The following is an 18,426-nucleotide window of genomic DNA, read 5'->3' as shown; positions in this document are numbered from 1 at the left end:
AGGGGCGTGTCAGGACGAAGCGGCGCTCACGACCACACCGCCAGCGCCACCGCGCGGCCCTCCGCGTCCCGCTGCACCTCCAGCATCCCGACCACCGCGCTGCGGTTGATGCGCCCGTACACGTGCGGGAAGCGCGTCTCCTGCGGGACCCCCGGAGGCGGCACCGGATCGGCGTCCTCCCACAGCACACGGGCCTCCAGGGCCTCCTCGTCGATCAGCAGCACCATCAGCGGGCCCGGGGTGCCCCGGTAGAAGGCGTCGGCGACGGCGAGCGCAACCGCCTCGTCGGGCGCGCAGTGCACGAACCCGTCCTCGGCGAGCGACGAGGGCGCGTACGGACGGTCCGGGTCGCGCAGCCAGTCGTCCAGCGGAACAAGGTGGAAGATCATGCTTCATGGTGTACCGCAGCACCCCCGGCGTCTCGCAGGGCGGGCGTGTCCGCCGCGCCCCGTCCGCCCCGACTACGCTGACCAGGTACGTGCGCGCAGCAACACAGGGAGCGATGACGTGGCGGTACGAGCGGTCCGCGGAGCCGTCCAGCTGGAGCGGGACGAGGCGGAGCACATGCACGAGCAGGTCGCCGAACTGCTCACCGCCATCCTGGAGCGCAACGGCATCGCGGTGGACGACCTGATCAGCGTGTGGTTCACCGCCACCCCGGACCTCCACAGCGACTTCCCGGCGGTCGCCGCGCGCAAGCTCGGCATCACCGACGTGCCGCTGATCTGCGCGCAGGAACTCGACATCGCCGGCGCCATGCCCCGGGTCGTGCGCATCCTCGCCCACGTCGAGTCCGGCCTGTCCAAGGGCGAGATCTCCCACGTCTACCTCGGCGCCGCGGCCGCCCTCCGCAAGGACATCGCCCAGTGAGAACCGCCCTGGTCATCGGCACCGGCCTCATCGGCACCTCCGCCGCCCTCGCGCTCGCCGCGCGCGGCGTCGAGGTCCACCTGGAGGACCACGACCCCGCCGTGGTGCGCACCGCCGCCGCGCTCGGCGCGGGCACCGACGAACCCCCGTCCGGCCGGGTCGACCTCGCGATCGTCGCCGTGCCGCCGGCCCACGTCGCCGCGACCGTCGCCGACGCCCAGCGCCGCGGGCTGGCCCGCGGCTACCTCGACGTCGCCAGCGTCAAGTCCGGACCGCGCCGCGACCTGGAGGCGCTCGGCTGCGACCTGACCTCGTACATCGGCACGCACCCCATGTCCGGCCGCGAGCGCTCCGGCCCCCTGGCCGCGACCGCCGACCTCTTCGAGGGCCGACCCTGGGTGCTCACCCCGACCCCGGTCACCGAGACCGAGGTGCTCAACCTCGCCCTGGAGCTGGTCGCCCTCTGCCGCGCCGTCCCGGTCGTGATGGACGCCGACGCCCACGACCGTGCCGTCGCCCTCGTCTCGCACACCCCCCAGCTGGTCTCCAGCATGGTCGCGGCGCGCCTGCAGCACGCCGAGGACAGCGCGGTGCGCCTGTGCGGCCAGGGCATCCGCGACGTCACCCGGGTCGCGGGCTCGCAGCCCGGCATGTGGATCGACATCCTCTCCGCCAACCCCGGCCCGGTCGCCGACGTGCTCGCCGAGCTCGCCGCCGACCTGACGGAGACCGTCGAGTCCCTGCGGGCCCTGCAGTCCGCGGACGACGCCAAGCGCCGCGACGGCACCGCCGGCATCGAGGACCTCCTCCGCCGCGGCAACGCCGGCCGGGCCAAGGTCCCCGGCAAGCACGGCTCCGCCCCCAAGTCCTACGACGTCGTCGCCGTCCTCATCGGCGACCAGCCGGGGGAGCTCGCGCGGCTCTTCGCGGACACGGGGGCGGCGGGGGTCAACGTCGAGGACGTGCGGATCGAGCATTCGACGGGGCAGCAGGCGGGTCTGGTTCAGTTGATGGTGGAGCCGGCCGCGGCGGCGCGTTTGTCGGCGGCGTTGCGGGAGCGTGGCTGGTCGCTGCGCGCCTGAGCGGGGGGCCTGGGAATTCGTGGTACGGAGCCGAATGGGTGGGCCGGTAACCTTGTGGGGATGGCATTGCGCCAACCGTGTACCTGCTCCATGCACAAGGAAGGTCCCCCGACTGTGTCGAATCCGGTGATCGTCGCGATCGACGGCCCCTCGGGCACTGGCAAGTCCAGCACTTCGAAGGCGGTCGCGGCCAAGCTCGGCCTGAGCTACCTGGACACCGGAGCGCAGTACCGGGCGATGACATGGTGGATGCTGAGCAACGGCGTCGACGTGAACGACGCCGCCGCCGTGGCGACCGCCGCCGAGAAGCCGGTGATCGTCTCCGGGTCCGACCCGGCGGCGCCCACGATCACGGTGGACGGCGTGGACGCCTCCGGACCGATCCGCACCCAGGAGGTCACCGCGGCGGTCAGCGCCGTCAGCGCGGTGCCGGAGGTGCGCAGCCGCCTGGTCGGGCTGCAGCGCGACGCGGCCACCGCCGCGCCCGCCGGCATCGTCGTCGAGGGCCGGGACATCGGCACCACCGTGCTTCCGGACGCCACCGTCAAGATCTTCCTCACCGCCTCCCCGGAGGCCCGCGCCGCCCGCCGCGGCGGCGAGCTGAAGGCCACCGGCAGCGCCCAGGTCGACCTCGTGGCGACCCGGGAGGCCCTCGTACGGCGCGACGCGGCGGACTCCGGCCGCAAGACCTCCCCGCTGGCGAAGGCGGACGACGCCATGGAGGTCGACACCAGCGAGCTCACCCTCGACCAGGTCATCGAGTGCGTCGTCACCCTCATCGAGGAGAAGCGGGCGGCTTCGTGAGCGACTCCTCCGCGGTTCCGGGACCCAGGGGCGCGGCCGTCGGCCGCCGCATCGGCATCGGGATCATCAACAGCCTCTGGCGCCCCCGGGTGCTCGGCGCCTGGCGGTTGCCCGCCTCGGGGCCGGTGATCCTGGCCGTGAACCACTCGCACTACGTGGACGGGCCGGTGCTCATGGGCACCTGCCCGCGCCCGGTGCACTTCCTGATCAAGAAGGAGGCGTTCATCGGGCCGCTGGACCCGTTCCTGCGTGGGATCGGCCAGCTCCCGGTGGACCGCCACAGCACCGACCGCACCGCGGTGACCAGCGCGCTCGGCGTGCTGGAGCGCGGCGGGGTCCTGGGGATCTTCCCCGAGGGCACCCGGGGCGAGGGCGACTTCGCCGACCTGCGGGCGGGCCTGGCGTACTTCGCGGTGCGCTCCGGCGCGCCCATAGTGCCGGTCGCGGTCCTCGGCACGTCCCGGCCGGGACGGCTGATCCGCGGCCTGCCTCCGGTGCGCGGCCGGGTCGACATCGTCTTCGGCGACCCCTTCGACGCCGGCGACGGCAGCGGACGCCGTACGCGTACGGCACTGGACGCCGCCACCGTGCGCATCCAGAAGCACCTGAGCGGACACCTCGAGTACGCCCGGCGCACCACGGGCCGCGCCTCCTAGCGTCGGCCTGATCCACACTGGGGCGTGCAAGCCCCCGCACATTTGACGATCGACGGAGAAGCTTTCATGGACATCGAGAACGAGTACGGCGAAGTCGGCGCGCTCGACGACGCCGAGTACGCCGAGTTCATGGAGCTCGCCGCCGAGGAGGGTTTCGACCTCGACGAGGTCGCGGGCGACCTCGCGGCCGCGGGCCACGGCCCGCTGCCGGTCGTCGCGGTCGTCGGCCGCCCGAACGTCGGCAAGTCGACGCTGGTGAACCGGATCATCGGCCGCCGTGAGGCAGTCGTCGAGGACCGCCCCGGCGTCACCCGCGACCGCGTCACGTACGAGGCCGACTGGAACGGCCGCCGCTTCAAGATCGTCGACACCGGCGGCTGGGAGCAGGACGTCCTCGGCATCGACGCGTCCGTGGCCGCGCAGGCCGAGTTCGCGATCGAGGCCGCCGACGCGGTGGTCTTCGTGGTGGACGCCACGGTCGGCGCGACCGACACCGACGAGGCCGTCGTCAAGCTGCTCCGCAAGGCCGGCAAGCCGGTCGTGCTGTGCGCCAACAAGGTCGACGGCCCCTCGGGCGAGGCGGACGCCGCCATGCTGTGGAACCTCGGCCTCGGCGAGCCCTTCCCGGTCTCGTCGCTGCACGGCCGCGGCACGGGCGACCTGCTGGACGCGATGCTGGAGGCGCTCCCCGAGGCGCCGATGCAGTCCTTCGCCAACACCATCGGCGGCCCGCGCCGGGTCGCGCTGATCGGCCGCCCGAACGTCGGCAAGTCCTCGCTGCTGAACAAGGTGGCGGGCGAGGAGCGCGTCGTCGTCAACGAGCAGGCCGGCACGACCCGCGATCCGGTCGACGAGCTCATCGAGCTCGGCGGCAAGATCTGGAAGTTCGTGGACACCGCGGGCATCCGCCGCCGCGTCCACCTCCAGGAGGGCGCGGACTACTACGCCTCGCTGCGCACCGCGGCCGCCCTGGAGAAGGCGGAGGTCGCCGTCGTCCTGATCGACGCCGGCGAGACCCTCGCCGAGCAGGACACCCGCATCATCTCGCTGGCCGTCGAGGCGGGCCGCGCCATCGTCATCGCCTACAACAAGTGGGACCTGCTGGACGAGGAGCGGCGCTACTACCTCGAGCGCGAGATCGAGAAGGACCTCGTGCAGGTCCAGTGGGCGCCCCGGGTGAACGTCTCCGCCCGCACCGGCCGGCACATGGAGAAGCTGGTCCCGGCCATCGAGTCGGCCCTGGCGGGCTGGGAGACCCGGGTCCCCACCGGCCGTCTCAACGCCTTCCTGGGCGAGCTCGTCGCCGCCCACCCCCACCCGATCCGCGGCGGCAAGCAGCCCCGCATCCTCTTCGGCACCCAGGCCGGCACCAAGCCCCCGCGCTTCGTGCTCTTCGCCTCCGGCTTCCTGGAGGCGGGCTACCGCCGCTTCATCGAGCGCCGGTTGCGTGAGGAGTTCGGGTTCGTGGGGACGCCGATCCAGGTGTCGGTGCGGGTGCGGGAGAAGCGCGGCCGCAAGAAGTAGCCCCTGCGGGGGTAGGCGTGGTGCCGCCTGTCAGGTCGTCCTTGCGGGGGTGATCGGGCGGGCGGTTCTTCGTGGGGTCCGGGGGGTCGCTTCCCGGCTGTCGTTGCGGGTGCGGGAGAAGCGCGGCCGCAAGAAGTAGCCCTGCCGGGGCCGGACATGGTGCCGCCCGCCGGGTCGCCTCCCCAGGAGGGGCGATCGGGCGGGCGGTTCGCCGTGCGGGGTGGGTCAGAGCCCGCCGTGCATGCGGTTCTCCGCGAGGCCCGGGGGGAGGGCCGGGAGGTCGCCGCGGTGGCGGCCGGAGCGGTAGGGGGAGTTGACACCACCGCGGTCGGCGAAGCCGTTGAACTGCAGGTCCTCCTCGCCGGTGCGGTCGCCGGGGAGGGTGCGGAAGAGCCTGCGGTACTCGGAGTAGAGCGCGTCGTAGATCGGCGTGCCCTCGCTCACGGACGCCTCCTGCGCGGTGCGCATGGGGGGGATGGGGCTGCGGTACTGGGCTCGTGAGGAAGCGTCAAAGGTGTGCACGTCGTGGCAACGAGCGGCTCATCTGCAGGGATGCGGGTCGTACGGATGAATCACGCATATGCACTGCCATAGGCCAAAGGCGCGTACGGGCAGCCGTACGCGCCTTTGGCCGGAGCCGGGGGGATCAGGTGCCGGACAGCGGCATCGTCGCCGCGACGAGGAGTCCGTGCCCGCAGGCGCGTTCCAGGGCGTCGCGCAGCAGGTCCTCGCGGGGCTGCTGGCCGATGGTGCCGTGCGGGGCGGCGTACACGTACACCTCGTTGGACCTGTTGACCGCCTGGCGCCATCCCTCGCTCACCGCGAGCGGCTGGTGCGCCTGCCACCACGCGCCGGCGGAGCCGGGCTGCAGGATGGCGTGCAGCTGCCCCATGGCCAGCAGCACGGACCAGCCGGGCAGCGGGCAGGGCGGTGTGGACAGGTCGTTCACGGGGAGGAAGCCCTGCTCGATGAGGATCGGCAGGAAGTCGTCGCCGGGGCCGCTGTCGCCGGGGCGGGCGATCGGGCCGGTGGGCTCGATGACCAGGGCCGGGCACACCTCCTCCTTGATGAGGACGAGGCCGCAGGTGATGCCGAGCACCGCCTGGCGCGGAGCGGCGGCCGACGCGGCGCCGGTCGGCTCCTCACCGGCGATGCTCTGCACCGCGCCCTGCAGTTGCTCCTCCGAGACGGGCACGACCTGGGAGGGGATGCAGGTCGCGTGGGCGAAGGCGAGCACGGCGGTCTCCTCGCCGACGAAGAGCACCGTGCTGGTGCGCTCCGTGGCGGTGTCCCCCGGGGTACGGCAGGAGGTGCAGTCGTACGTGCCGGGCGCGCTGTCGCCCGCCAGCAGGCGTGCCGCCTCCTCATCGCCGATCTCGGCTCGTACCTCGTCGCTGACGTCGAGCATGGGCGGCACTGAAGCCTCCTTGAAATGTACGGCTACGGGCTCCTTTGCCGGGCCTCGCCCGGCACATAGTGACAACGGCCGATCTGTGGCGGGAGTCACGGCCTTCTTGGCGCGTGCTCGTGCGTCCGCGTGCGGAGGGTGAGCGGCGGTGCGGAGCCGGTCACTCCAAGTCCCACCTTTCACCCCGGGAAGCCTCCGTGCCTATGAGTCGGGTCACATGGCGCATATGCGCTGTGCGGATATGCCGCAAAAAACACCATCAATCCGGTGTCCTCAATAGGTCTTTACTCCCGGTAACCCTCAAGTGGCCTGCGGCGTAAGGGGTTTGTTTGGCGACGGAACGCGACCCTGCCTAGATTTGCCCGCCGTGTGCAGAGAGCACCACCCGGGAGGGCTCGCACGGAGGGTGACCGTGGATCCGAAATCCATCGGTCGGCGAGCGAAGGGGACGGGGGCCGCGCCGGATGCGTGGGAACCCCGTCCGTCGGGTGCCGTACCGGAGGTACGGCGCCATGGGGGAACCCCGGGTCCGTGGAGAGGGATTCCATGGCCGTATCAGCCAAGTACCGTCAGTCCGCAGTCGTAGCCGGCGTCACCGTGCTGACCCCGCTGGCCCTCATGGCCGTCGCGGGGCCCGCGAAGGCCGCCGAGGGCGGGGTCTGGGACCGCATCGCGAGCTGCGAGAGCGGCGGGAACTGGCACATCAACACCGGCAACGGGTACTACGGAGGACTCCAGTTCTCGGCCGGGACCTGGCGCGCCTACGGCGGCACCGCGTACGCGGCGACCGCCGACCGGGCGAGCCGTGAGCAGCAGATCGCCGTCGCCGCCAAGGTGCAGCGGGCGCAGGGCTGGGGCGCCTGGCCCACCTGCTCCGCCCGCGCCGGCGCCTACGGGAACGCACCCGCCCGCGGCACCGCCCCGGCCGCGCCCAAGGCGAAGCGGCACACCGCCCCGGCGCCCGCGAAGCAGTCGCGCGGCAGCGGCGGTCACGCAGACCGCGGCCAGAGCCGGGCGAAGGGGCACGGCAACTACAGCGTCCGCGGCGGCGACACCCTGAGCGGCATCGCGGCCGCCCACGGGACGACCTGGAAGAAGCTGTACGCCGTCAACCGGTCCGTGATCGGCGCCGACCCCAACCTGATCTACCCGGGACAGCGGCTGTCGGTCTGACCTCCCGCGCACTCCCGGCCCACCCGGCGGCCGTGCTCCGACCGGGTGGGCCGGGGGGCGCGCACGGCGCGGCGGGCGACGGCGCCCGCCGCACCGTGCCTAGCCTGGCCCGCATGTCCCGTCCCCGCCGTCTCGCGGTGACCGCTATCGCTCTGCTCGCCACGTGGGCGGCCCCGGCTCCCGGAGCGCGGGCCGACGGGCACGCCCCCGTCTGGCTGGAACTGGCGACCTGCGAGAGCAGCAACCGCTGGAAGACCAACACCGGCAACGGCTTCTACGGCGGGCTGCAGATCTTCCAGCCCACCTGGGTCGAGCACGGCGGTCTCGACCTGGCCGCCCGACCCGACCGCGCAACCCCCGACCAGCAGATGACCGTCGCCGAGGAGATCCTCCGCGACCAGGGCTGGGAGGCCTGGCCGACCTGCGCGCAGCGCCTGCGGCTGGCCGGCCGGGCGCACGCGGTCCAGTCCGGCGAGACCCTGGAGGGCGTCGCCCGACGCTTCAACGTCAGCGGCGGCGCGGCCGAGCTGTACCGGCTCAACCAGGACGTCATCGGCTCCGACCCGACCCGGCAGCTCACGCCCGGGACACTGCTGCGCCTGCCGCGCTGAGCCCGGTGGACCCTGGCCGGGAACGGCGGGTCCTGGTCACGATGTGCCTGAATTCATGTCACCTTATGGCCATGTCAACCGATTAGTGGAAATACGCCGTGGGCGGCAATACCCTGAACGGTCCGTCCGCCCCGAGCCGCGATGTGCGCCGCCCGCCGGTCCCGCCGCGCTCTCGGGTGCTCGCCGAACCGTCCGTCACCCGTCGGGCCCGTCCGTCCGTAGCCCGGTGGAGTGACGCGGCGAGCGGCCGCCGGGGCGGCCGGGTGACGGAGGGGGGCGACATGGAGCGCAATTGCTTCGACGTGCCGCAGCTGAGCCACCGTGCCCGACGGGCGCGATCCGGAATGATACCGACCGGTCACAAGGACATCACAGTGCGTACACGACGAGGGGCAGGGAAGGTGGACGAACGCAACCTAAGGGCCGGGGCGGTCGTCTTGCCTGCACTAAGTGCGGGCGGGAGTCCGCGGGGAGCGGGAGAACACGGGGACGTATGCGCATTTCCATACTGATTCACAACGCCTACGGGGTCGGTGGCACCATCCGCACGACCTACAACCTGGCCGGCGCCCTGGCCGAGCGCCACGAGGTCGAGATCGTCTCCGTGTACCGCCACCGCCACGAACCTGCTTTCTCCCTCGACCCCCGGATCCGGCTGCGGCACCTGGTGGACCTGCGCAGGGGCAGCGCCGCGTGCGACCTCGACGACCCGCTGTACCACCGGCCGGCGAAGGTCTTCCCCACCGGTGAGAACCGCTACGAGCAGTACAGCGCCCTCACCGACCAGCGGATCGCCGCCCACCTCGCGGCGCTCGACGCCGACGTCGTCATCGGCACCCGCCCCGGGCTGAACGTCCACATCGCCCTGCAGGCGCCGCGTCACGTGGTCCGGATCGCACAGGAGCACCTGACGCTCGACACCCACTCGCTGGCGCTGGTCCTCAGGCTGCGCCGGCTCTACCCCCGGCTGGACGCGGTCACCACCACGACCGAGGCCGACGCCGTCTCCTACCGCCGCAGGCTGTGGCTGCCCGGCGTACGGGTGCTCGCCCTGCCGAACAGCGTCCCCGACCCGGGTGTCGCGCCCAGCGCCCTGGACGCCAAGTACGTGGTCGCGGCGGGCCGGCTGGCCCCGGTCAAGCACTACGGCGACCTCATCAGGGCCTTCGCCAAGGTCTCGGCCGAACGCCCGGACTGGGGCCTGCGGTTATACGGCACCGGTGGGCAGAAGGAGAAGCTGGATCAGCTCATCGAGCGCCTGGAACTCGGCGACCGGGTGACGATGATGGGGATGGCGACGCCGATCGAGCCGGAGATGGCCAAGGGCTCGCTGCTCGCGGTCTCCTCCAGCATGGAGTCGTTCGGCATGACGATCGTCGAGGCGATGCGCGTGGGGCTGCCGGTGGTCAGCACCGACTGCCCGCTCGGTCCCGGCGAGATCATCAGCGACGGGGTCGACGGCCTGCTGGTGCCGCCGCGTGACGTCGACGCCCTCGCCGCGGCCATGCTCCGGCTGATCAACGACGACGAGCTGCGCCGCCGGATGGGCCGGGCGGCCCTGGACAAGGGCGCCAGGTACGACCCCGCGGAGATCGCCAGGAGCTGCGAACGCCTCCTGGAGGAGCTGCTGGCCCGCCGGGCGGGCCCCTCGGGGCGGCTGCGCGCGGCCGGGCGCCACGTCGGCGGAGTGGGGATGGGCGTGGTGTACGCGGGCAAGGACCTCGCCCGCGCGGCGAAGCGCCGGGCCAGCAGACTGCGCAAGAAGCTGCGGGCCGCGGTGCGCAGGCGGCTCGGCGGGCGGCCGCGGAGGGGCTGAACCCCGGGCGGGTGACGGTGCTGCCGGTGCAGCTACCCGCTCCGTCAGTCCTGGCCGCCGGCACCGGGCTCGACGGCGTCGCGGCGGCCGGTGGAGCGTGCCTGGTCGAGGGCGGCGACCTCCGGGTGGTGCAGGTCGAAGGCGGGGGACTCGGAGCGGATCTGCGGCAGCGTCGAGAAGTTGTGCCGTGGTGGCGGGCAGGAGGTCGCCCATTCCAGCGAACGGCCGAAGCCCCAGGGGTCGTCGACCTCCACGCGCCGGCCGTACTTGGCGGTCCGCCACACGTTGTAGAGGAACGGGAGGGTGGACAGGCCCAGCAGGAACGACCCGATCGTCGAGATCGTGTTGAGCACGGTGAAGCCGTCCGCCGCCAGGTAGTCGGCGTACCGCCGGGGCATGCCCTCCACACCCAGCCAGTGCTGGACGAGGAAGGTGGTGTGGAAGCCGACGAACAGCGTCCAGAACTGGATCCTCCCCAGCCGCTCGTCGAGCATCTTCCCGGTGAACTTCGGCCACCAGAAGAAGAAGCCGGCGAACATCGCGAAGACCACCGTCCCGAAGACCACGTAGTGGAAGTGGGCCACCACGAAGTACGAGTCGCTGACCTGGAAGTCCAGCGGGGGCGAGGCGAGGATGACTCCGGTGAGGCCGCCGAACAGGAAGCTCACCAGGAAGCCGACGGCCCACAGCATCGGTGTCTCGAAGGACAGCGAGCCGTGCAGCATCGTGCCGATCCAGTTGAAGAACTTCACCCCGGTCGGCACCGCGATCAGGAACGACAGCAGGGAGAAGAACGGCAGCAGCACGGCGCCGGTGACGAACATGTGGTGCGCCCACACCACCATCGACAGCCCGGTGATGGCCGTCGTCGCGCCCACCAGCGTCGCGTAGCCGAACACCGGCTTGCGCGAGAACACCGGGATGACCTCGGTGATGATGCCGAAGAACGGCAGCGCGATGATGTAGACCTCCGGGTGGCCGAAGAACCAGAACAGGTGCTGCCACAGCAGTGCCCCGCCGTTGCCCGGCTCGAAGACCAGCGACCCGAAGCGCCGGTCCGCCTCCAGCACCAGCAGCGTCGCCGCGAGCACCGGGAAGGCCATCAGCACCAGCACCGAGGTGAAGAGCACGTTCCAGGTGAAGATCGGCATCCGGAACATGGTCATGCCCGGCGCGCGCATCCCCACGATCGTCGCGACGAAGTTGACCGCGCCGAGGATGGTGCCGAAGCCCGACAGTGCCAGCCCCATGATCCACATGTCGGCGCCGATCCCGGGCGAGCGGGTGAGGCTGTTCAGCGGCGCGTAGGCGAACCAGCCGAAGGAGGCGCCCCCGGTGGGCGTCAGGAGGCTCCCGAGCACGATCAGGCCGCCGAAGAGGAACAGCCAGTACGACAGCATGTTCAGCCGGGGGAAGGCGACGTCGGGCGAGCCGATCTGCAGCGGCATGATCTCGTTGGCGAAGCCCGCGAAGGTCGGGGTGGCGAAGAGCAGCAGCATGACCGTGCCGTGGATCGTGAACAGCTGGTTGTAGCCGTCGTTCGACATCAGCTGCAGGCCGGGGCGGGCGAGCTCGGCGCGCATCAGCAGCGCCATGAGTCCCGCGGCGAGGAAGAAGCCGAACGACGTGATCAGGTAGAGGTGCCCGATCTTCTTGTGGTCGGTGGTGGTCAGCCAGTCCACCAGCAGCCGTCCCGGCCGCCGGGGCGCCGCCGCCCGATCGGCCGCGGTCTGCGCTGCGTACGTCCCCATCGGCGCGTTCCCTCGCGGTAGGAGATCCTGCCGGCACTCGGTCTTCCGTACTCGTATCTTCCGTACATTCTCGGGCAGACGACCCGTCATATGCTGGACCGGGACGGAACGGACGTGCCGCGCGCCGTCGGCGCGCCATTGAGTGGAGGGTCGAACGAAAGTACGATAAAGGGGCCATGCCGTAGCGCACCGAGGGGGCACCCCGTGACGCATCCGGACCACGACCGCGCGCTGGAGTGCGCGCTTGCCGCCGCGCGGCGCGGCTTCCCCGTCATCCCGCTGTCGCGGACCAAGCTCCCGGCGGTCCGTTCGCCGCACCGGGGGGAGACCGGGCGCGGGATGTGCCGCGGCCAGTGCGGACGGCTCGGCCACGGAGTGCACGACGCCGCCACCGAGCCCGCCCGGATAGCCGAGCTTTTCGCGGCGGCCCCCTGGGCCGCCGGGTACGGGATCGCGTGCGGGCGCTCACCGCACTACCTGATCGGCCTCGACCTGGACCGCAAGGACGGCGTCGACGGCGTGACCGACCTGGTGGACCTGGCCGCCCGGTGGGGCTTCGCCGTGCCGTGGACGCGCACGGTCATCACCCCGAGCGGCGGCCGGCACCTGTGGCTGCGCGGCCCGGCCGAGGCGATCGTCCCCAACTCCGTGCGCCGGCTCGGCAACGGGATCGACGTGCGCGGCAGCGGCGGCTACCTCGTGGGACCCGGCTCGGTGACCACCGCCGGGCTCTACCGCTGGGACCCGCCGACGGCTTCGATGCCGCCGGCCGCCGTGCCCAAGCGGCTGCTGCGACTGCTGCTGACCACCCCCCAGCGCCGTGCCGCCCGCGCGGCGGCGGGCGCCGGGTCGGGTGCCGGGTCGGGTGCCGGGACGGGCGGGGGCACGGCCGAGCCGCTGATCCGTTTCGTGCTGGGCTCGTCGGTGGGGGAGCGCAACGAGCGGCTGTTCTGGGCCGCCTGCCGGGCCTTCGAGAACGGCCACGGCGACCGGGTCGCCGCGGAGATGGTCGGGGCGGCCGTCAGCACCGGCCTGTCGGAGCGCGAGGCGGAGTCGACGGTGGGTTCCGCCCGCCGGCATGTCCTGCGGGGGTCTGGCGGGCGGCGCTCGGCGGGAGCACTCTGACCCCATGACCTCTATCGCACCGAGGGCCGGCCGGGTCGCCGTCACCGAGGAGGCCGCGGGGCTGCTGCGGCGTCTCGCCGACCAGCACGGCCCGTTGATGTTCCACCAGTCCGGCGGCTGCTGCGACGGCAGCTCGCCCATGTGCTATCCGCGGGGGGAGTTCCTCACCGGGGACTCCGACGTGCACCTCGGCGACCTCGACGTCCTGGGCATCGACCCGGTGGCGGTGTGGATGTCGCGCGACCAGTTCGCCTACTGGAGCCACACGCATCTGACGATCGACGTGGTGCCCGGGCGCGGCAGCGGCTTCTCGCTGGAGGCGCCGACGGGCAACCGGTTCCTCATTCGGTCCCGGTTGCTGACGGATGAAGAGCTGTCGACGCTGGGGATGTGATGTGAGGGAAGTGTGTGGACCGTTTCCCGGAATTCCGTGGCGGCCGGTCCGGCCGCTTTTCGGCGGCCGGGTCCGCAAATTCGGCGGGTGATTGGAAAAGTCGCCACCAAAGAGTGAACGGTGCACGCCAAACGCTGCCCTGGATTCTGTGACAGAAGTGTGACGATCAAGTCGGCCGCCGCCTTCCGTCACGGCTCGTGTGCGCCTACGGTTGCTCTCATGGCAACCGATCCGAGTGCCGCACGGCAACCGCAGGACGAACCGGACACCTACGTCGGCCTCGGCGCCGACGAGGCCGAGCGCCGGGCCACCGAACGTGGCTGGAGCATGGTGCGCGCCCTGCCGCCGGGCGCCGTCATCACCATGGAGTACCGGGTGGGCCGGCTCAACTTCACCGTCGAGGGCGGCCGGGTGACCCGCTGCTGGAGCGGCTGAAGGCCCCTCTCCCCACATCCCCGCACGACGAAGGCCCCGGCCGCCCCCAAAGAGGGGCGGCCGGGGCCTTCGTACGGGTGCGGGCGGGGCGGGAGGTGTGCGTACCTGCCCCGCGGGCCGTCAGCCGGTGGCGCCGCGGCCGCGGGCCACGCCGGCCTGGCCGATCGGTGCCGGGCGGCCGGGCCGGTCCGCGGGCGGGCGGCGGCTGCCCGCCGGGGTGACCGGGGTGCGTTCGTGACGGGTGGTGTGCGGACGTGCCGGGTGGTGCGGTACGCCGGACGCGGGCGTCGTCGCGCGGCCGCTGAGAACGACGGGCTCGAGTACGCCGTCCGGGTTGTCGGAGAGCTGCACGGAGGCCAGTGCCGTGTTCGCGGCGGGGGCCGTGGCGGGCGCCGTGCGGGTGCCGCGGCGGCGCGCCCAGGCGGCCGTGATCCGCTGTTCGGCCGAGGCCATCAACGGCTCGAACCAGGGCAGTGCCAGCAGGATGAGCAGGCCGGCCGCCCAGCCGAGCAGGACGTCGCTGACCCAGTGGGTACCGAGGTAGATGGTGGTCATGCCGACGCCCAGCGCCAGCAGCGCCGCGATCACGGAGGTGACCCGGCGGACCCATGGGGTGGTGGCCAGATAGGCCAGGACTCCCCAGGTCACCACGGCGTTCGCGGTGTGACCGGAGGGAAATATATCGCCGCCGGCGAAGAGCTCGGCCGATCCGGCGCTGGTCGCGTAGTGCGGGCCGAGCCTGCCGAGGCCGTACTTCACCGAGCCCACGGTGACGTTCAGCAGGAGCAGCGACGTGCCCAGCACCAGCAGTGGGTGCAGGGTGCGATGGCGCCAGGCGCGCCAGCCCAGCCAGGAGGCGACGATCACGGCCGTCGGGCCGCGCTGGCCCAGGACCACGAAGTAGTCCAGGAACGCGTGGATCTGCGGCCACTGCTTGTAGGGCCGCCACATCATGACCTGCCAGTCCAGGGTCACGAGCTTGGACGTGGTCAGGACGGCTACGACGATGGCCACATAGGCCACGAGCGTCGAACCGAACAGCAGCACGCGTGTCCGGCTCATGCCCGGTGGCGCCTGGGCTGTCTCGGGCTCCTCCATGAGGCGAAGCTTGTCATCGGTACGCACTCAATCGACGTTACAGCGTGTGATGGCGGAGTTCGGCCGGAAGGCCGGGTTCGTAATGACGATGTGATGTGGACTGCGTCTCACTCCACCCATTGGCCGTAGTGCGGACGTGCACATTGAGCCGAATGCGGGAACTCCTTGATTTTATGTTTCGAAGTGCATGTGGAAGATCTTGGGAAATCACGCGTTCGATTTCTGTATGCCCTGTTTATCTTTGATTACCCGTCACTTCTCCTGGAGTTCGCCTGACCTTCCGGCAGGCCGGTCCGGTTCCCCGCGCGCCGTCCGTCGCGGCACCGGATCGCGGCCGTGACCTGGGAGATTCCCGATCGGCGGGCGCGTGAACGCATGCGGCGGGCGTACGCGTTGGACCGCGCGCCCCGCGCTCGCGGTGCATACGACCGGAACGGGCGGGTACACGCCACCGGGTCGGCGGGCGGGGCCGTTCCGTTCCCGGCGGGAGGCCCGGTGCCGCGGTACCGGAAATGTCCGGCAGGTCTCCGGCGGATGGCCGCCACGTGACGACGGCCACGTCGGAACGTGACCCGCGCCACCCACCATCGGCGCGGACTCGCGTAGTCTGACGACTTCACTCGCCCTCGTCGCTGGGTTCCCCCGGGACCGTTCCCCTCGTCCTGCCCAGGGACACCGCGAGCGCACCGCTGGGAGGTACGTACATGACAGGGACGTCCTCGGCCGGCATTCCCGGGTCGGCCGCCGTCCCACGGCACACTCGGCCGGTCAACCGCTGGACCGTGCTGATCGTCCTCTGCGTCAGCCTGCTGCTCGTCGCCCTCGACGCGACCGTGCTGCACGTCGCCGTTCCGGCGGTGAGCGAGGACCTGCGCCCCGGCGCGATAGAGCTGCTGTGGATCGTCGACGCCTATCCGCTCGTCGCCGCGTCCCTGCTCATCCTCTTCGGCACCCTCGGCGACCGCGTCGGAAGACGCCGGATCCTGCTGCTCGGCTGCACGATCTTCGCGGCCGCCTCGGCGGCGGCCGCCTTCGCACCCGACCCGCGCGTCCTCATCGCGGCCCGCGCCCTGCTCGGCGTCGGCGGCGCGATGATCATGCCGGCCACGCTGTCGATCCTCCGGCAGGTCTTCCCCGACCGCCGTGAGCGGGCCGTCGCCATCGGCGTCTGGAGCGCCGTCGCGGCGGTCGGCGCCGCCGTCGGGCCGGTCCTCGGCGGCTTCCTCGTCGAGAACTTCTGGTGGGGCTCGGTCTTCCTGGTCAACATCCCCCTGATGGCCGTCATCCTTCCGGTGGCCCGCTGGCTGCTGCCGGAGTCCCGCGGCGAACTGGACGGCCCCTGGGACGTCCTGGGTGCGGTCATGGCCGCGCTGGGCATCCTCGGCGCCATCCTCGGCGTCAAGAGGGTCGGCGGCGGGGCGGCCCCGTACGAGCCCTCCGCGCTCGTCCCGCTGCTCGTCGGCCTGACCCTGCTGGCGCTGTTCGTGCGCCGGCAGCGCGGGCGCGAGCACCCGCTCATCGACATACGCATGTTCGTCAGGCCCGCCTTCGGCACCTCCGTCGGCTGCATCGTGCTGGCGCTGCTCGCCCTCGTCGGCCTGGAACTGATCGCCGTCCAGTACCTGCAGCTGGTCCTCGGCCTGAGCCCCCTGCAGACGGGGCTGCGGCTGCTGCCGCTCACCCTCGCGGCCATGGGCGCCGGCCTCCTGGGCTCCCGGATGCTCGGCCGCTTCGGGCCGCGCGTCATGGTGAGTTCCGGTTTCGTCCTCACCGCCTGCGCGGTGCTCGTGCTGACCCTCATGGGCCAGCACGACCGGCCGGGCGTGCTGACCACGGGCTTCGTCCTGCTCGGCTTCGGGCTGGAGACCACGCTCTTCGGCGCGTACGAGTCCATGCTCAGCGACGCCCCCGCCGAGCAGGCGGGCGGCGCCGCCGCGATCGGCGAGACCTCCTACCAACTGGGTGCCGGCATCGGCATCGCGCTGCTGGGCAGCGTCATGAACGCCGCCTACGCCCCCGGCGTCGCCCGGGTCCCCGGGGTGCCGGCGGACGCCCGCGTCTCGGCCGGGAAGTCGCTCGGCGAGGCCTACGAGGTCTCCGACCACCTCGGCGGTACCGCCGGGGCCTCCCTGCGGCACGCCGCACGGCACGCCTTCGTCCACGGGATGCACATCACCTTGGTGGTCAGCGCCGGTCTGCTGCTGCTCGGCGCGGTCGCCGCGCTGCGGCTGCCCCGCCGCATGGAGTGCGGCACGGAGGCACCCCAGCGGTCCGCCGCCCCCGGTATCCCGGCACCGCGCGAGCACGCCCTCGCCGGGGCCGACGTGTCGCGCTGAGCACACCGTCGGGGGCTTTACCCGCCCCCGCCACGGAAGTAGCTTCGTCCGCGAAGCGCAGTGATCACCGGAGAGGACGACGATGTCCGCTGGAAAGCCGCAGTTCGACCCGTACGACCCGCTCGGCATCGACGACCTGCTCGACGACGAGGACCGTGCCGTGCGGGACACCGTGCGCGGCTGGGCCGCCGACCGCGTGCTGCCGTACGTGGCGGACTGGTACGAGCGCGGCGAGCTGCCCGGGATCCGCGAGCTGGCCCGCGAGCTCGGCTCGATCGGCGCGCTGGGCATGTCGCTGACCGGCTACGGCTGCGCGGGCGCCACGGCCGTCCAGTACGGCCTCGCCTGCCTGGAGCTGGAGGCCGCCGACTCCGGCATCCGCTCGCTCGTCTCCGTGCAGGGCTCGCTGGCGATGTACGCCGTCCACCGGTACGGCTCCGAGGAGCAGAAGCAGCGGTGGCTGCCCCCGATGGCCGCCGGCGAGGTCATCGGCTGCTTCGGGCTCACCGAGCCCGACCACGGCTCCGACCCGGCGGGCATGCGCACCCACGCCAAGCGGGACGGTTCCGACTGGGTCCTGAACGGCCGCAAGATGTGGATCACCAACGGCTCGGTCGCCGGCGTCGCCGTGGTGTGGGCCCGCACCGACGAGGGCATCCGCGGATTCGTCGTGCCCACCGACAGCCCCGGGTTCTCCGCTCCCGAGATCAAGCACAAGTGGTCGCTGCGCGCCTCCGTCACCAGCGAGCTGGTCATGGACGACGTGCGCCTGCCCGCCGACGCCGTGCTCCCCGAGGTCACCGGCCTGCGCGGCCCGCTCAGCTGCCTGAACCACGCGCGCTACGGCATCGTCTGGGGTGCCATGGGCGCCGCGCGCAGCAGCTTCGAGGCCGCCCTGGAGTACTCCCGCACCCGGGAGCAGTTCGGCCGGCCCATCGGCGGCTTCCAGCTGACCCAGGCCAAGCTCGCCGACATGGCGCTCGAACTGCACAAGGGCATCCTCCTCGCCCACCACCTCGGGCGGCGCATGGACGCGGGCACGCTCCGTCCCGAGCAGGTCAGCTTCGGCAAGCTCAACAACGTGCGCGAGGCGATCGAGATCTGCCGCACGGCCCGGACCGTGCTGGGCGCGAACGGCATCTCCCTGGAGTACCCCGTCATGCGGCACGCGACCAACCTGGAGTCCGTGCTCACCTACGAGGGCACCGTCGAGATGCACCAACTCGTGCTCGGCAAGGCGCTCACCGGCCTCGACGCCTTCCGGTAGGCAGGCGGGCCGTGGGGGGGGGGGCCGGGGGGGGGGGGCCCGGCCCCCGGGCGGGTGGGGTTTTGTAAAACGAGGC

General features: G+C 72.1%; 18 protein-coding genes. 13 read left to right on the top strand and 5 right to left on the bottom strand.

Annotated elements, in window-relative coordinates:
• Positions 1 to 26: 26 nt before the first annotated feature.
• Positions 27 to 389: a DUF952 domain-containing protein gene (locus ACFV3E_RS19105; RefSeq protein ID WP_500370322.1), complete on the bottom strand. Its 363-nt coding sequence runs from the start codon at positions 387 to 389 to the stop codon at positions 27 to 29.
• 118 nt (positions 390 to 507) lie between these two features.
• Between ACFV3E_RS19105 and aroH the strand changes: the two genes are divergently transcribed.
• From aroH to der, 5 genes are all read left to right on the top strand, one after another.
• A complete protein-coding gene (gene aroH / locus ACFV3E_RS19100; protein WP_500328547.1) occupies positions 508 to 870 on the top strand; it encodes a chorismate mutase in 363 nt (120 codons plus the stop codon).
• Entirely contained in the window at positions 867 to 1,952 is a 1,086-nt protein-coding gene (locus ACFV3E_RS19095) for a prephenate dehydrogenase (RefSeq protein ID WP_500535670.1), read from the top strand. Before aroH ends, ACFV3E_RS19095 begins: the two co-directional genes overlap by 4 nt.
• A 90-nt stretch (positions 1,953 to 2,042) precedes the next feature.
• Complete coding sequence (gene cmk, locus ACFV3E_RS19090; RefSeq protein WP_499511069.1) at positions 2,043 to 2,756, top strand: (d)CMP kinase; 714 nt, start codon at positions 2,043 to 2,045, stop codon at positions 2,754 to 2,756.
• The gene (locus tag ACFV3E_RS19085) at positions 2,714 to 3,412 is read left to right on the top strand and encodes a lysophospholipid acyltransferase family protein (protein ID WP_500535669.1); all 699 of its coding nucleotides are present in this window, start codon (positions 2,714 to 2,716) and stop codon (positions 3,410 to 3,412) included. The genes cmk and ACFV3E_RS19085 overlap by 43 nt, the downstream gene beginning before the upstream one ends.
• Positions 3,413 to 3,478: 66 nt before the next feature.
• A complete protein-coding gene (der, locus tag ACFV3E_RS19080; protein ID WP_500535668.1) occupies positions 3,479 to 4,936 on the top strand; it encodes a ribosome biogenesis GTPase Der in 1,458 nt (485 codons plus the stop codon).
• Positions 4,937 to 5,161: 225 nt separating this feature from the next.
• Here the strand turns inward: der and ACFV3E_RS19075 are convergent, their stop codons facing one another.
• Together ACFV3E_RS19075 and ACFV3E_RS19070 are read right to left on the bottom strand one after the other, a co-directional pair.
• On the bottom strand, positions 5,162 to 5,404 hold the full coding sequence (locus ACFV3E_RS19075) for a hypothetical protein (protein WP_500370326.1): 243 nt from the start codon (positions 5,402 to 5,404) through the stop codon (positions 5,162 to 5,164).
• Positions 5,405 to 5,582: 178 nt separating this feature from the next.
• Positions 5,583 to 6,353: a DUF8842 C-terminal domain-containing protein gene (locus ACFV3E_RS19070; protein WP_500535667.1), complete on the bottom strand. Its 771-nt coding sequence runs from the start codon at positions 6,351 to 6,353 to the stop codon at positions 5,583 to 5,585.
• Positions 6,354 to 6,890: 537 nt separating this feature from the next.
• Here ACFV3E_RS19070 and ACFV3E_RS19065 point away from each other — a divergent pair.
• The 3 genes from ACFV3E_RS19065 (at position 6,891) to ACFV3E_RS19055 (ending at position 9,944) form a co-directional block, all read left to right on the top strand.
• A complete protein-coding gene (locus tag ACFV3E_RS19065; protein WP_500535666.1) occupies positions 6,891 to 7,517 on the top strand; it encodes a LysM peptidoglycan-binding domain-containing protein in 627 nt (208 codons plus the stop codon).
• 113 nt (positions 7,518 to 7,630) lie between these two features.
• Complete coding sequence (locus ACFV3E_RS19060; protein ID WP_500535665.1) at positions 7,631 to 8,128, top strand: transglycosylase family protein; 498 nt, start codon at positions 7,631 to 7,633, stop codon at positions 8,126 to 8,128.
• Positions 8,129 to 8,621: 493 nt separating this feature from the next.
• Complete coding sequence (locus ACFV3E_RS19055) at positions 8,622 to 9,944, top strand: glycosyltransferase family 4 protein (protein WP_500535664.1); 1,323 nt, start codon at positions 8,622 to 8,624, stop codon at positions 9,942 to 9,944.
• 44 nt (positions 9,945 to 9,988) lie between these two features.
• On the opposite strand, the gene ctaD is transcribed toward ACFV3E_RS19055, so the two are convergent.
• Positions 9,989 to 11,695, bottom strand: coding sequence for an aa3-type cytochrome oxidase subunit I (ctaD, locus tag ACFV3E_RS19050; RefSeq protein WP_500535663.1), 1,707 nt, complete (start codon positions 11,693 to 11,695; stop codon positions 9,989 to 9,991).
• A gap of 204 nt (positions 11,696 to 11,899) precedes the next feature.
• Here ctaD and ACFV3E_RS19045 point away from each other — a divergent pair, with 204 nt between their 5' ends.
• The 3 genes from ACFV3E_RS19045 (at position 11,900) to ACFV3E_RS19035 (ending at position 13,649) form a co-directional block, all read left to right on the top strand.
• A complete protein-coding gene (locus ACFV3E_RS19045) occupies positions 11,900 to 12,820 on the top strand; it encodes a bifunctional DNA primase/polymerase (RefSeq protein ID WP_500535662.1) in 921 nt (306 codons plus the stop codon).
• Positions 12,821 to 12,824: 4 nt separating this feature from the next.
• Entirely contained in the window at positions 12,825 to 13,214 is a 390-nt protein-coding gene (locus tag ACFV3E_RS19040) for a DUF779 domain-containing protein (protein WP_499511059.1), read from the top strand.
• 219 nt (positions 13,215 to 13,433) lie between these two features.
• On the top strand, positions 13,434 to 13,649 hold the full coding sequence (locus tag ACFV3E_RS19035; protein WP_499511058.1) for an I78 family peptidase inhibitor: 216 nt from the start codon (positions 13,434 to 13,436) through the stop codon (positions 13,647 to 13,649).
• 120 nt (positions 13,650 to 13,769) lie between these two features.
• Here ACFV3E_RS19035 and ACFV3E_RS19030 read toward each other — a convergent pair whose 3' ends face one another.
• A complete protein-coding gene (locus ACFV3E_RS19030; RefSeq protein ID WP_500535661.1) occupies positions 13,770 to 14,774 on the bottom strand; it encodes a phosphatase PAP2 family protein in 1,005 nt (334 codons plus the stop codon).
• A 677-nt stretch (positions 14,775 to 15,451) separates the two neighbouring features.
• Here ACFV3E_RS19030 and ACFV3E_RS19025 point away from each other — a divergent pair.
• Positions 15,452 to 17,083, top strand: a complete 1,632-nt coding sequence (locus ACFV3E_RS19025; protein WP_500535660.1) for an MFS transporter — start codon at positions 15,452 to 15,454, stop codon at positions 17,081 to 17,083.
• An 82-nt stretch (positions 17,084 to 17,165) separates the two neighbouring features.
• Positions 17,166 to 18,350 carry an acyl-CoA dehydrogenase family protein gene (locus tag ACFV3E_RS19020; RefSeq protein WP_500535659.1) on the top strand — a complete coding sequence of 395 codons (1,185 nt, stop codon included), beginning with the start codon at positions 17,166 to 17,168 and terminating at the stop codon, positions 18,348 to 18,350.
• Positions 18,351 to 18,426 lie beyond the last annotated feature (76 nt).

It is taken from the genome of Streptomyces sp. NPDC059718, from assembly GCF_042733315.1.
Lineage (GTDB): Bacteria > Actinomycetota > Actinomycetes > Streptomycetales > Streptomycetaceae > Actinacidiphila.
Note: the sequence above shows the minus strand (reverse complement) of the source record. Positions and strands in the feature narration are given on the sequence as shown.

Bases quoted from the DNA above. Each gene is read 5' to 3' on its own strand.
- ACFV3E_RS19075 (WP_500370326.1), bottom strand. From the start codon at position 5,404: ATGCGCACCGCGCAGGAGGCGTCCGTGAGCGAGGGCACGCCGATCTAC.
- ACFV3E_RS19020 (WP_500535659.1), top strand. From the start codon at position 17,166: ATGTCCGCTGGAAAGCCGCAGTTCGACCCGTACGACCCGCTCGGCATC.
- ACFV3E_RS19040 (WP_499511059.1), top strand. From the start codon at position 12,825: ATGACCTCTATCGCACCGAGGGCCGGCCGGGTCGCCGTCACCGAGGAG.
- ACFV3E_RS19035 (WP_499511058.1), top strand. From the start codon at position 13,434: ATGGCAACCGATCCGAGTGCCGCACGGCAACCGCAGGACGAACCGGAC.
- ACFV3E_RS19025 (WP_500535660.1), top strand. From the start codon at position 15,452: ATGACAGGGACGTCCTCGGCCGGCATTCCCGGGTCGGCCGCCGTCCCA.
- der (WP_500535668.1), top strand. From the start codon at position 3,479: ATGGACATCGAGAACGAGTACGGCGAAGTCGGCGCGCTCGACGACGCC.
- cmk (WP_499511069.1), top strand. From the start codon at position 2,043: ATGCACAAGGAAGGTCCCCCGACTGTGTCGAATCCGGTGATCGTCGCG.
- ACFV3E_RS19060 (WP_500535665.1), top strand. From the start codon at position 7,631: ATGTCCCGTCCCCGCCGTCTCGCGGTGACCGCTATCGCTCTGCTCGCC.
- ACFV3E_RS19065 (WP_500535666.1), top strand. From the start codon at position 6,891: ATGGCCGTATCAGCCAAGTACCGTCAGTCCGCAGTCGTAGCCGGCGTC.
- ctaD (WP_500535663.1), bottom strand. From the start codon at position 11,695: ATGGGGACGTACGCAGCGCAGACCGCGGCCGATCGGGCGGCGGCGCCC.
- ACFV3E_RS19055 (WP_500535664.1), top strand. From the start codon at position 8,622: ATGCGCATTTCCATACTGATTCACAACGCCTACGGGGTCGGTGGCACC.
- ACFV3E_RS19105 (WP_500370322.1), bottom strand. From the start codon at position 389: ATGATCTTCCACCTTGTTCCGCTGGACGACTGGCTGCGCGACCCGGAC.